General features: G+C 72.5%; 12 protein-coding genes. 3 read left to right on the top strand and 9 right to left on the bottom strand.

Translation table 11 applies throughout. From position 1 onward, the window contains the following. The first annotated feature begins 158 nt into the window (after positions 1 to 158). Together ACFZ8E_RS14880 and ACFZ8E_RS14875 are read left to right on the top strand one after the other, a co-directional pair. Positions 159 to 764: a serine acetyltransferase gene (locus tag ACFZ8E_RS14880; RefSeq protein WP_243936041.1), complete on the top strand. Its 606-nt coding sequence runs from the start codon at positions 159 to 161 to the stop codon at positions 762 to 764. Next, the gene (locus tag ACFZ8E_RS14875) at positions 761 to 1,414 is read left to right on the top strand and encodes a serine O-acetyltransferase (protein ID WP_405043104.1); all 654 of its coding nucleotides are present in this window, start codon (positions 761 to 763) and stop codon (positions 1,412 to 1,414) included. Before ACFZ8E_RS14880 ends, ACFZ8E_RS14875 begins: the two co-directional genes overlap by 4 nt. Positions 1,415 to 1,476: 62 nt before the next feature. Here ACFZ8E_RS14875 and ACFZ8E_RS14870 read toward each other — a convergent pair whose 3' ends face one another. Next, complete coding sequence (locus tag ACFZ8E_RS14870; protein WP_405043103.1) at positions 1,477 to 2,676, bottom strand: DUF1972 domain-containing protein; 1,200 nt, start codon at positions 2,674 to 2,676, stop codon at positions 1,477 to 1,479. A gap of 24 nt (positions 2,677 to 2,700) precedes the next feature. Here ACFZ8E_RS14870 and ACFZ8E_RS14865 point away from each other — a divergent pair, with 24 nt between their 5' ends. Next, positions 2,701 to 3,483 (top strand): bifunctional 2-polyprenyl-6-hydroxyphenol methylase/3-demethylubiquinol 3-O-methyltransferase UbiG, encoded by a 783-nt coding sequence (locus ACFZ8E_RS14865; protein WP_243938930.1) that lies wholly within the window; start codon positions 2,701 to 2,703, stop codon positions 3,481 to 3,483. Positions 3,484 to 3,487: 4 nt separating this feature from the next. Here the strand turns inward: ACFZ8E_RS14865 and ACFZ8E_RS14860 are convergent, their stop codons facing one another. The 8 genes from ACFZ8E_RS14860 to ACFZ8E_RS14825 all read right to left on the bottom strand — a co-directional run bounded on the left by ACFZ8E_RS14860 (position 3,488) and on the right by ACFZ8E_RS14825 (position 11,279). Continuing rightward, entirely contained in the window at positions 3,488 to 4,429 is a 942-nt protein-coding gene (locus tag ACFZ8E_RS14860) for a glycosyltransferase family 2 protein (RefSeq protein WP_243936034.1), read from the bottom strand. Next, a complete protein-coding gene (locus ACFZ8E_RS14855; protein WP_405043101.1) occupies positions 4,426 to 6,078 on the bottom strand; it encodes an O-antigen ligase family protein in 1,653 nt (550 codons plus the stop codon). The genes ACFZ8E_RS14860 and ACFZ8E_RS14855 overlap by 4 nt, the downstream gene beginning before the upstream one ends. Beyond that, a complete protein-coding gene (locus tag ACFZ8E_RS14850; protein ID WP_244031633.1) occupies positions 6,075 to 6,725 on the bottom strand; it encodes a CpsD/CapB family tyrosine-protein kinase in 651 nt (216 codons plus the stop codon). The genes ACFZ8E_RS14855 and ACFZ8E_RS14850 overlap by 4 nt, the downstream gene beginning before the upstream one ends. Continuing rightward, positions 6,722 to 8,302 carry a lipopolysaccharide biosynthesis protein gene (locus ACFZ8E_RS14845; RefSeq protein WP_405043100.1) on the bottom strand — a complete coding sequence of 527 codons (1,581 nt, stop codon included), beginning with the start codon at positions 8,300 to 8,302 and terminating at the stop codon, positions 6,722 to 6,724. The genes ACFZ8E_RS14850 and ACFZ8E_RS14845 overlap by 4 nt, the downstream gene beginning before the upstream one ends. Beyond that, the gene (locus ACFZ8E_RS14840; RefSeq protein ID WP_243938922.1) at positions 8,299 to 9,348 is read right to left on the bottom strand and encodes a polysaccharide biosynthesis/export family protein; all 1,050 of its coding nucleotides are present in this window, start codon (positions 9,346 to 9,348) and stop codon (positions 8,299 to 8,301) included. The genes ACFZ8E_RS14845 and ACFZ8E_RS14840 overlap by 4 nt, the downstream gene beginning before the upstream one ends. A gap of 389 nt (positions 9,349 to 9,737) precedes the next feature. Then, on the bottom strand, positions 9,738 to 10,625 hold the full coding sequence (locus ACFZ8E_RS14835; RefSeq protein WP_405043099.1) for a cation diffusion facilitator family transporter: 888 nt from the start codon (positions 10,623 to 10,625) through the stop codon (positions 9,738 to 9,740). A gap of 144 nt (positions 10,626 to 10,769) precedes the next feature. Beyond that, a complete protein-coding gene (locus tag ACFZ8E_RS14830) occupies positions 10,770 to 10,982 on the bottom strand; it encodes a hypothetical protein (RefSeq protein WP_405043098.1) in 213 nt (70 codons plus the stop codon). Between the two features lie 54 nt (positions 10,983 to 11,036). Continuing rightward, positions 11,037 to 11,279 carry a hypothetical protein gene (locus ACFZ8E_RS14825; RefSeq protein WP_405043097.1) on the bottom strand — a complete coding sequence of 81 codons (243 nt, stop codon included), beginning with the start codon at positions 11,277 to 11,279 and terminating at the stop codon, positions 11,037 to 11,039. Positions 11,280 to 11,323: the final 44 nt, after the last annotated feature.

The following is an 11,323-nucleotide window of genomic DNA, read 5'->3' as shown; positions in this document are numbered from 1 at the left end:
CCGTATCGGTTCGATTCACCACCATACGCATCTTTCGGTGATTTTCGCCGGAAAAATGCTACCTATGATTGTAGGATAGCACGACCCAGACGACGCATACCTCGAAAATCGCCTTATGGTTGCGCTTATAAGTATTATACAACCGTAAAGAGAGTGACATGCCTAAGCCAGCCGACATGCTCGCGGCCCGGGATCTCGCGGGGACCGAGACCGCCGCAGGCACAGCGATCTCCTGGGCGGAGACCCGCGCGGCGCTGCGCGCCGACCGGGCGCACTGGGCGCGCCGCATCCCCGGCCCGGTGCGCCTGCGCCGCGGCTACCAGGCGATCTGGCTCTACCGGATGTCGCGCTACGCCCACGAGAACGGCTGGCGGATGGCGGCCTGGCTGCTCTGGATCGTCAACGGCTGGCTGACGGGCTCGGACATCCCGCCCTCGACCCGGATCGCCGGCGGGATGTTCCTGCCCCATCCCTACGGCACGATCATCGCGGGCGCCGTCGGCCGCGACGCCGCCTTCGGCTTCCAGGCCTCGATCGGCGGCCTCTACAAGACCCCGGACCGCGACGTCGGCGGCGGCCCGGGGCTGCCGCGCCTCGGCGACGACGTGGTCCTCGAGCCGGCCTCGATCGTGCTGGGCGCGGTGCTGATCGGCGACCGGTCCCGGGTCGGGCCGCGCTGCCTCGTGCTCAAGGATCTCGACGCCGACACCGACCTGGCACCGACCGACTGGCGCGCGCTGCCGGGACGGAGCGCCGTGTCGTGAGCGACGACCGGACGCCCTCCGAACCGGTCCTCGACCACGCCCGCCCGGCGGTCCTGCGCCGGTTGCTCGCCGCCGACCTCGAGCGGATCGTGCGCCAGATCAGCGGCGGCAGGCCGATGTCGCGCTCCCGCGCGGCGATGATGGTGCTGCTGCCGGCGATGCAGTGCGCCGTGTTCCACCGCGTCGCCCACCTGCTGCACCTGCGCGGGTGGCGGCGGACGGCCGCCGCCGTCGCCGGGCTGTCGGTGCGCCTCACCGGCGCGTCCTTCCATCCCGGATCGCGGATCGGCCCCGGGCTGTTCGTGCCGCACCCGGCACGGATCGCCTTCTGCGGCACGGCGGGACGCGACCTTGTGATCCTGCCGGCGGTGGTGGTCGCGCCGGACCGGCCGGTGCTGGCCGCCGCGCCGTTCCCGCCGGACGCGCCGCACCTCGGCGACGGGGTCGTGGTCGGCGCGCACGCCCTGGTCATGGGCGCGGTGACGATCGGCGATGCGGCGATGGTCGGCGTCGGCGTCGCCACCCTGCGGGACATCCCGGCCGGGACCGTCTCGATGCAGCGCCTGCGCCAGACCAGCGTCTCCACGCTCGGCCGGGATCCCGGGATCGTGCAGGATTCCGCGATCGCCCAGGACAGGAGCGCCGCATGAGCCGCGCCCACGTTCGCGATCACGCGGCCCGGCACCGTCCGGCGGCGGGCCGGCGGGGCGCGTCAGCCCGCGACCTCGACGCGGGCCGCGCTCCGGCGGCGCGTGCGGGCGGCGGGGAGCTGCGCCCGCAGCACGCGCTCGTAGGCGTCGAAGATGCCGTCCCAGGCGAACGCCTCGGCGTGGCGTGCCCGCGAGCCGGACGACATCGCCGCGAGGTGCCCGGCCGGCGCGCGGGCGAGCCGCACGATGCCATGGCGCAGCTCGGTCTCGTCGCCGAAATAGGCGGCATCGGGACCCGCCACCCAGCGGTTGAAGACGTTGTCGTGGGCCAGCACCGGCGAGCCGGCGCCGAGCGCCTCGACCAGCGACGGGTTGGTGCCGCCGACCGTGTGCCCGTGGATGTGGAAGCGGGCGTGCCGGCGCAGCGCCGCGACGCGGTCCGCCTCGTAGATCGCGCCGGCGAGGATCACGTTCGGCCCGGCGGCCGCGCGCACCGCGCGGTGGTAGGCATCGGTCTCCGAGAGCTTGCCGAGCACCACCAGGGGCAGGCCTGGGCTGACCTCACTCCAGGCGCGGACCACCTGCAGCACGAGGTTCTCGGGCACGATGCGGGCGATGGCCAGGCCGTAGCGCTGCGGCTCGATCCCGAGCGCATCGAGCGCGGCGACCGGCGCATCGGCGACCGGGTCCGCCCCGTAGGCGATGGTGGTGATGCGGCGCTTCGGGCTGACGCGGGCGAGGTGCCGGGCGATCTCGGGGTGGTCGGCGACGAGATGCGTCGAGAACAGGCTGCCGCAATGCTCGTTCAGCCAGAACCAGACCTTGGCGGGTTTCGACCAGCGGTCGCGGCGCCACTCGATCCCGTCCATGTTCATCACGCTGCGCTTCCCGGTCAGCCGGTAGAGCAGGGAGAACGCGGCGGTGTTGTAGCCGAGCACCAGGGGCAGGGCCGGACGGAACGCCGCCCGCACGGTGCATTTCCAGTCGAACAGGATCGTGGCGAGCGGGCCGTCGCCCGCGGCCTGGACCGGGATCAGGTCGATGCCGCGCCAGGTCGAGGGCGCGGTCGGCCGGTCGACCTGGCAATAGACCTCGACCCGCCAGCCGCGCGCGACCAGTTCCAGCGCGAGGCGCTCGGCCAGCGTCTCGAAGCCGCCATGCGCCGCGGGGACGCCCCGCGTGCCGAGGATCGCCACCGCCGGCCGCGCCGCGTCGGCGCGCCGGTCGCCATCGGACGCCCGCGCCCGGCGCGTCCCCACCATCCCATCGCTTGAGGAGGACGAACCATGGGCCACGACACCCTTCTGCGCCAGGACGCGATGCCCCGCCGCGAGCCGGTCACCGTCGAGGAGCGGCTGTTCCGCGAGATGGGGGCCGGGGGCTACTCCCGGCAGGACCACCGGATGGAGTACATCGTCCGCGTCAACGCGCTGCTGCGCCCCGACATGCGGGTCATGGAGTTCGGCGCCGGACGCGGCAAGTGGAGCCATGACCCGGTTCCACTGCGCCGCCAGCTCGGGGACTTCCGCGGGCGCTGCGCCCACGTCACCGCCTGCGACGTCGACGAGGCGGTTCTCGGAAACGAGACGGCGGACGCCGTCGAGCTCGTCGGCCACGACGGGCTGCTGCCCTTCCCGGATGCCAGCTTCGACCTGATCTCCGCCTTCTCGGTGCTGGAGCACATCGAGACGCCCGAGCGGACGGCGGAGGAGCTCGGCCGCATCCTCGCGCCCGGCGGCTGGCTCTGCGCCTGGACGCCCAACCGCTGGGGCTATGTTGGGATCGGCGCCCGCCTGATCCCCAAGCGCCTGCACGCCCGCGTGCTGCGCATGGTCGAGCCACGCCGCGTCGAGATCGACTCCTTCGTGCCGCTCTACACGATGAACACGGAAGCGGCGCGGAAGCGGCTTTTCCCAACTGACCGGTTCGAGCACTTCACCTACGCGTTCGATGGGCAACCGTTCTATCATGGCGAGAACATCGTCCTGGGTAAGTTCTGGGAACTGCTGTTCCGGCTCACGCCGGGTCCGCTCAAGGGCTACCACATGGTCTTCATCAGGAAGCGCTAAGCGATCAGCGCGATCTGGTCTCGACTGTATTGGCAAGGTGAGCCGCGAAACGCTTCATGTCGCGGCTCTTGCTCAGGAGGTCCGGCCGCCGCCGCAGGCGGCCGAGCAGCCCGTAGGCGGCGGCGCGCGCCGTGAACCCGAGCCAGAGCGGCACCGCGAAGAAGGCCGGCGACGACAGCCGCCGGCCGCCGTTGCGCAGGGCGTAGACGCCGGCGAGCCCGTCGAGCCAGCGGGCGGAGCGGGTGCTGCCCGAGCCGCCCTGGAGGTGGACCACGCTGCGGCCCGGCAGGTAGTCGACCCGCCATCCGGCGTCGCGCAGCCGGCAGCCCCAGTCGACGTCCTCGCCGTAGAGGAACAGCGGACTCGACAGGCCGCCGATCGCCTCGACCGCCTCGCGCCGCAGCATCAGGAAGGCGCCGCAGAGCCAGTCGACGGAGACCGGCCCCGGCGCCCGCGCCTGACCGCCCGCGAGGTAGACCCCGCGCAGGCCGAACCGCCCCGACAGCCCGGCCGCATGCACGGCGACGGTGAGCGGCCGCGGCTCGAACCCGGCATCGCCGACCTGATGGCGTCCGTCCTCGAAGACGAGGCGCAGGCCGACGGCGCCGACCTGGCGGTGGGCGTCGAGATGCGCCAGCGCCGCCGAGACCGCGTCCGGATCGCGCAGGTACGCGTCCGGGTTGAGCAGCAGGATCGCCGCGCCCCGCGACGCCGCATAGGCCAGCGCGTTGGCGCCGGCGAAGCCGTGATTCTCGGTCTCCGCGATCACCCGGATCCCGGGCCAGTCGGCCGCGATCCGCTCGGCGGTTCCGTCGCCCGAGGCGTTGTCGACGACGATCACCTCGTAGGCGCGGTCGATCCGGCTCGCCGCCAGCAGGGCGAGGCAGGTGTCGATGTCGGCGCCCGACTTGTAGGTGACGATGAGGACGCTGAGGGCGGGGGTCATCGCAGGCTCGCGCTTCGTCGTTCGGGACGCTCGGATCGGATACCGCGCGACATCACGCGGCTCCCTCTCCCAGGGGGAGAGGGCTGGGGTGAGGGGCGTGCGTCGTCCGGAAAAGTCACGCCCCTCACCCTGTCCCTCTCCCCATGGGAGAGGGGACCCGCGCTCAGGTCGGCAGGGCGGGTGGCGCGCTGCGCCGCCGCCACCGCGGCGATCATCCCGAGCGCGGTGTAGAGCAGCTCGGCGATGCCGAGGTTGAGGCGGAAGCCCGGGTCGACGAGGCCGTGGAGGAGGTGGGCGAGCAGCCCGATCGCCGAGGCGCCGGCGATCGCGGCGAGCGGATCGCCGACCGGCGCGCGCCGGATCGCGGAAAAGCCCCGCCACAGCCCGATCCCGAAGACCAGAGCGAAGGCGGCGTACCCGACGACGCCGACCTCGGTGAGGACGAGGATGTGCAGGTTGTGGACGACGTGGTTGGAGCGGTCGAACAACCCGGCGAGCCGCGACAGGCCGGTCTGGTCGAGGGTCGCGAACATATTGCCGAAGTTGTTCAAGCCGACCCCGAGGATCGGGAACTGCGCGAACAGCGCCAGCGCCGCCGCGTTGAGCGGGCCGCGCTGCGCCGCCGAGCCGCCGTCGTCGGCAAACAGGCGCTCCCAGATCATCGGCCCGACGACGATCGCGGCGATCACGCCCACGAGGAAGAGGAGGCCGGCGACGATCAGGCTCGCCCGCGTGAGCAGCCGGTCGCGGTAGACCAGCAGCACGACGAGCGTCGCCGAGAGCGGGTAGGTCAGCCACGAGGCCCGCGACAGGGTCAGCACCACGCCGCCCAGCGCCGAGAGCGCGCCGGCCGCGCCGACGAGGCGCAGCCAGGTCGGGCCGCGGGACAGCGCCAGCGCCAGCGCGAGCGGCCAGACCACCTCGTAATAGTAGCCGAGGATGTTGGGGTGGACCTTGAAGCCGGCGGCGCGGCGCTGGGCCTGGAAGTTGATGTTCTCCTCGACGATCTGCTCCTCGCCGAGCACGCCGAGGCCGAGCTCCGAGCCGGTGACGTACTGCACCGCCGCCGCCGCCGTCTGGACCAGGCAGAGGACGCAGATCGCCAGCGCCAGAGTGCGGACGTCGCGGGGGCTCAAGTTGGCGATCGAGACCGAGACGACGAGCAGCGTGAGGAAGCGCCACTCGTCGAACCACAGGTAGGCGGGGTCGCCCGCGTTCGCGAGCGAGAGCACGCCTGCCGCCATGAAGGCGGCCTGCGTCAGCACCAGGGGCGGATCGAGCGACAGGCGCTGCGGGCGCGCCTCGCCGATGCCGACGAGCTTGAAGGCGATGAGCGTCAGCGCCACGAGGAAGGCGACGCTGACGGTGAGCCCGGCGCCGCCGCCGATGCTCGGCAGGTACTGGCCGACCGCCTCGAAGTGCTGGAACATGCTGACGTCGAGCTTGACCGTCAATCCGACCGCGAAGGCGACGAGCAGGAACGGCGTCAGCCGGACGCGCTGGCCCAGGATCAGGGCGCCGAGCGCGCCCAGCGGCGCGACGAGCCCGACGACGGCGAACTTCAGCGGCACGCTCGCCAGCGACACGGCCGTCGCGGCGGCGCCGGCGCCGATCGCCAGCGGGGGGAGGGTGCGGAGCGCGGCCCTCATCCGAGCCGCCGGTAGAGCCAGTCGGGGATCGGCCGCCGGGTCCGGTTGAGGACGACGCCGAGCGCGGTCCCGCCGGCCGCGTCGAGGTCGCGCATCGCCTGCTCGGCCACGACCCGCCGGGTCCGCTCGGCCCCGACGACGACGACGAAGCCGTCGACGAGGGGGCTCAGGGCCGCGGTGTCGCCGATCTGCCCGATCGGCGCGCAATCGAGGATCGCGAGGTGGTAGCGCTGGTCGACCAGGCCGAGGAAGGCCTCGACCCGGGCGTCGTCGAGTCCGGCCTCGCGGATCGAGGCCGGGGTGCCGGCGGGGACGACGTGGAAGCCGTCGGCGACCGCGTGGACGCCGTCGAGCGGCGCGACGGCGCCGAGCACGATGTCGGCGAAGCCCGGCTTGCCCGAGAGGCCGTAGGCGGCGGCCAGCGCGGGCTTGGCCCAGTTCGCCTCGATCAGCACCACGTCGAGGTCGCGGCGGGCATAGAGCCCGGCGAGCTGGCGAGCGAGCGAGGTGACGCCGTCGCCGGCCTGCACCGCGGTGACGCCGATGCGGCGGAGCGGCGGCCCCTCGCGGCGGTTGAGCTGGACCAGGGCCGGCTCCAGGTCGAGGCGGTCCGGCACGGCGGGATCGTGGAACGCGGCGGCGATCATGCGTGGGCTCCGCGGAGGCCGGGGGCACGGGTCCGCTGCGGCTCGGCGCGGCCCTCGTTCCGCAAGGGGAGGGCGGCGAGCACCGGCACCCGGAGGGAGCGCGCCACGTCCGACGCGCTGCGGTAGGTCTGGGCGAGGATCTCGGCGAGCGCGACGTAGGCGAGGGCCGCGACGAGGCCGAGGCCGGCGGCGAGCCCGAGGATCAGCAGGCGGTTCGGCCCGCTCGGCAGCCGCGGCGGCACCGCGCGGGCGACGAGCGAGGAGGAGGTGACCGACTGCGAATCGAGGCCGGTGCCGGTCTTCAGCTCGTCGATGCGGCGCTGGGTCTGGGTGATCTCGTCGGTGAGCAGGCTCTTCTGCTGGCCGAGCCGGCCGAAGGCGAGCGAGGCGTCGCTCTGGCCGATCGCCGCCTGCCGCCGCGACGCCTCGATGTTGGAGATCGCCGCGATCTTCTCGGCGAGCACCGCCAGCCGGGTGGTGTCGGCGCTGATCAGGGCCCGGTACTTCTGGCGGGCGAGCTCGGTGAGGTCGCGGTCGAGGCTCGCGAATTCCGGCGCGGCGGGGCGGAACCGCGTCGCGAGCTCCGAGCGCCGGGTCCGCAGCTCGGCGAAGCGCTGGTCGAAGGCGGCGACCGTCGGGTCGGCGTCCGGCGGCGTCGGCTGCCAGCGGTCGGGCCCCGATTCCTTGGTGCGCTTCAGCCGGGTCTCGACGCCCTCGCGCTCGATCTGCGCCGCCGACTTCTGGCGGGCGAGGTCGGCGAGCGTGCCGAGGTCGTTCTGCTGCTCGATCGCGAAGCTCGCGGTGTTGGCGCCCTTGAGGTACTTGCCGAGCTGCTGGTCGATCGCGGCGAGCTCGGCGCGGGCGCGTTCCAGCTTGCCCGCGTAGAACGAGGCCGGCGTCTCGTCGGCGTAGACCTCGACGTGGCGGCGCTTGTAGGCGTCGAGCAGGCGGTTGAGGGCGGCTGCGGCGAAGTTCGGGTCGGTCCAGGTGAAGCCGGTGACGATCACGTCCGTCTCCTTGACGAACACGACCTTGAACGAGGCGAGGTAGGCCTCGTACAGCTTCTCGTCCGGGCTGAGATGGCGCAGCAGGCCGATCGCCTCGAAGGGGATCCGGGCGGTGTCGACGACCCAGGTCTTGACCCCCTTGGCGACGCGGACGAGCTGGCGGCCCTGGTAGACGAGCCAGGCGCCCCAATCCTCGGGCGGCGGGCCGAGGTCGCCCACCGGCGTGATCGCCTTCAGCGCCTCGAACTCGCCGCGCACGATGCTCGGGTCGCGCAGGATCTCGATCTCGTTGTTCACGTTCTGCGCGCGCTCGGAGAACATGTAGTTCTGGTTGATGCCGCCGCCGATCGGCGCGGCCGCCTTCTCGCGGCCGAGGCGGATGATGAGCTTGGCGTCGGCCGTGTACTCGGTCGGGGTCAGCAGCAGGTAGATCCCGGCGCCGACCAGCGCCGCCGCCAGGATCAGCAGCGCCGGGCGGGCATGGCGGAACAGGGCTCCGAGCCCGTCGCGCAGGTCGAAGCCGGGTCGGTCGAACCTGCGCGGCTCGAGGGCGGTCTCGGTCGCGCTCATAGGGCGGCCCTCGCCGTGGTGCTGGTGGAGGTCGTGGCGGCGGGGCCGGTGATGTAGTTCACCCCGAAGCCGGTGCCGTTGAAGAGCAGGATCTGGCGGACCACGAGGTCGACCGCGCGCGCGGTCTTGGCCAGCACCGAGGGCGGCACGTAGACCGTGGCGTTCGGCGGCACGACGATCGAGTCGGCCAGGCCCGGCACGCCGATGTCGACGACCTGCACCGCCCCTTGCGCGCCTCCTTGCGCACCGCTGTCGAAGCGGATGATCCGCACCGCGTCGCCCGCGGCGGTCGGCAGGATGCCGCCGGCGGTGCCGAGCACCTGGGCCAGCGTCCGGGCGCCCGACAGCGTGACCGGGCCGGGCACCCGGACCTCGCCGAACACCATGGTGTTGGCCGGCACCAGCGACGCCAGCCGCACGCTCGGGCTGACCGAGGCGAGGTGATGCCGGTAGGCGGCGGCGAGCGCGGCCGAGACCTCGTTGACGGTGCGGCCGGCCGCCTGGACCGGCGGCACCATCGGCAGGTTGATCTTGCCGTCCGGCTCGATCGCCATCAGCTTGACGCGGCCGATGTCGGACCGCTGGGTCAGGTCGCGGAAGTCGTCGATCGGCGTGCGGAACTTGCGCAGCAGGACCGTGACGACCGGGTTGATCAGGACGTCGTCGTAGGTCTCGCGGATCAGGGTGGCGGCGCGCTCGGGCGACAGCCCGGCGACCATGATGCCGTTCTTGCCCGGAAGCGAGATCCGCCCGTCCGGCCGGACTACAACCGTGCGGTTGTATTCCGGATGGGTCCGGAAATCGACGTCGAACTCGTCGTTCGGGTTCAGCCGGTAGGTCGGCTGCACCACGCTGGAATCGATCAGCAGCGAGATCTCGAGGTTGTCGCCGACGTTGAGGCGGTAGTTCATCAGCCCGAGGCGCATGGTGCGCCCGACCTCCTCCTGCGCCGCAGCGACGACCGCCGGCGGCGCCTCCGGGATCGATCCCGTCTGAGCGACGTCACGAATCGCAGGGTGGGAGGCCTCCCGCGCCCGGGTCGCCATGCAACCCGACAGGGCGGCCGCACAGGCGAGGGCGACCGCGAGGCGGCCCGCCGTCCGGCCGCGCCGGCCAGCATCTCGATCGACAGGAGAAGCACACACCATCATAGGCCTTCAGCCGCACCATGCTCGGCCGCGCCCCGTTCGATAACAACTCCTGAACGTATCGCGGCACTCGGTACAATCTGAGAACCTGGTTAACGAACTTTGAAACCCCTGGGTCCGATCCGACCGTAAGTTGCATTCATTCGCGGGCGTGGCAGAGTGCGCAGACGCCCCGGGCCCCGGGTCCCGGTGGGTTCCGAACCCGGAAGCCCGGCCCACGAGATCCTGCCAGGGGAGCTGCTGTGAGGGGACTCGGTGCCGGGGGACTTGGTGCCCAGGGGACTCGGTCAGAGCACCGGCACGCCGCGGAACTTCGCGTGCTCGGACGGCTCCACGTGGATCACCACCACGGCGCCGGGGATCGTGGTCTCGAGCGCGTCCTCGAGCCGGTCGCAAATCTCGTGCGCCTCGCGCACGCTCATCTCGCCGGGCACCACGAGGTGGAAGTCGATGAAGGTCGCTTGGCCCGCGTAGCGCGTCCGCACGTCGTGCGCCTCCAGCGCGCCCTCGCCGTGCAGCGAGATCAGCGCGCGGATCTGCCCGACCATCTCGCCCGGCGCCGCCCGGTCCATCAGCCCGTCGACGGATTCGCGGACCATCTTCCAGCCGGACCACAGGATGTTCAGGGCCACCAGGCCGGCGACGACCGGATCGAGCACGGGGATGCCGGTCGCCAGCACCAGGCCGACGCCGACGAGCACGCCGCCCGAGGTGAACACGTCGGCGAGCACGTGGCGGCCGTCGGCGACCAGCGCCGGCGAGCGCCAGGCCTTGCCCCAGCGCAGCAGCGCCCACGCCCACACCGCGTTGATCACCGTGGCGCCGGCGTTGATGGCCAGCCCCAGGGCGGGGGCGTCGACGGGCTTCGGGGCCAGGATGCCGTGATACGCCTCGCGCAGGATCAGCAGCGACGCGACGATGATCAGCGCCCCCTCGATCACCGCCGAGAAGAACTCCGCCTTGTGGTGGCCGTAGGGGTGGTCGTCGTCGGCCGGCAGGCCGGCGACGCGCAGGGCCACGAACGCGCTGAGCGCCGCGACCACGTTGATGATGCTCTCGAGCGCATCCGAGTACAGCGCGAGGCTGCCGGTGAGCCAGTAGGCGAGGAACTTCAGCCCCGTGACCACCAGGCCGACGACGGCACTGGCGAGGGCGGCTTTCTGGGTGCGGCTCATGACGGGTCCGGGCGATCGACCCAGCGGCCTTAATCGACCGCGCCGGCACAAGGCCACGGCACAGGTTCAAGGCCACGGAACAGGTTCAAGGCGGCAGCACACCTTGCACCGCGGGGAATGGAACTTAGCCGCGGCTATCGCGGATCACGCGGCCAGAGCGGTCCCGTCGGCGCGTGCGGCTTCGCGCGCCTCGCTGCGCGCCCCCTGGGCCCGCGCGGCGGCGGCCTTGCGCAGGAGGCGGCGCCTCTGCCAGCCGAAGCGGGCCGCGGTGGCGAGCGCCTCGAGGCGGCCGGCCTCGCGCGCCCAGTAGCCGACGAGCCGCCCGTCGAGAGTGATCCGCTCCGCCTGCGCCGCCATGCATCCCTCTCCTCAGGCGATGGTGCTCGCCGTCGAACGTCCTCAGCAAAACGCCTAATGCGGCGCGGTGGGTTCCGTCGTCTCCTCGACGATCAGCGCCTCCGCCTCACCCTCGAACCCGCCCGCGCCGTCGGGGACCGGGGTGGCGGGCGTGCCGAACGGCGTGCTCGGATAGGCCTGCTCGAACCTTGCGCGCGCGTCGGCGGGGTCCTTGCCCTTGAGCACGATCTGCGGCTTGCCCGGCAGCGGCCAGCGCGGGTCGGCGGGATCGCGGGGACGCACGGCGTACCAGGGCATGGAGGCTCCAAGTCGAGACGGGAGGATCGCGCCTGCCGTGAACG

Source organism: Methylobacterium sp. HMF5984 (assembly GCF_045033435.1).
Classification (GTDB): Bacteria; Pseudomonadota; Alphaproteobacteria; order Rhizobiales; family Beijerinckiaceae; genus Methylobacterium.
The sequence above is the reverse complement of the archived record's forward strand: the minus strand, read 5'-3'. Positions and strand labels throughout refer to the sequence as shown.

Coding starts and splice junctions, on each gene's coding strand:
- ACFZ8E_RS14880 (WP_243936041.1), top strand. CDS start 159: ATGCCTAAGCCAGCCGACATGCTCGCGGCCCGGGATCTCGCGGGGACC.
- ACFZ8E_RS14870 (WP_405043103.1), bottom strand. CDS start 2,676: ATGGTGGGGACGCGCCGGGCGCGGGCGTCCGATGGCGACCGGCGCGCC.
- ACFZ8E_RS14865 (WP_243938930.1), top strand. CDS start 2,701: ATGGGCCACGACACCCTTCTGCGCCAGGACGCGATGCCCCGCCGCGAG.
- ACFZ8E_RS14860 (WP_243936034.1), bottom strand. CDS start 4,429: ATGACCCCCGCCCTCAGCGTCCTCATCGTCACCTACAAGTCGGGCGCC.
- ACFZ8E_RS14855 (WP_405043101.1), bottom strand. CDS start 6,078: ATGAGGGCCGCGCTCCGCACCCTCCCCCCGCTGGCGATCGGCGCCGGC.
- ACFZ8E_RS14850 (WP_244031633.1), bottom strand. CDS start 6,725: ATGATCGCCGCCGCGTTCCACGATCCCGCCGTGCCGGACCGCCTCGAC.
- ACFZ8E_RS14845 (WP_405043100.1), bottom strand. CDS start 8,302: ATGAGCGCGACCGAGACCGCCCTCGAGCCGCGCAGGTTCGACCGACCC.
- ACFZ8E_RS14840 (WP_243938922.1), bottom strand. CDS start 9,348: ATGGCGACCCGGGCGCGGGAGGCCTCCCACCCTGCGATTCGTGACGTC.
- ACFZ8E_RS14835 (WP_405043099.1), bottom strand. CDS start 10,625: ATGAGCCGCACCCAGAAAGCCGCCCTCGCCAGTGCCGTCGTCGGCCTG.
- ACFZ8E_RS14830 (WP_405043098.1), bottom strand. CDS start 10,982: ATGGCGGCGCAGGCGGAGCGGATCACTCTCGACGGGCGGCTCGTCGGC.
- ACFZ8E_RS14825 (WP_405043097.1), bottom strand. CDS start 11,279: ATGCCCTGGTACGCCGTGCGTCCCCGCGATCCCGCCGACCCGCGCTGG.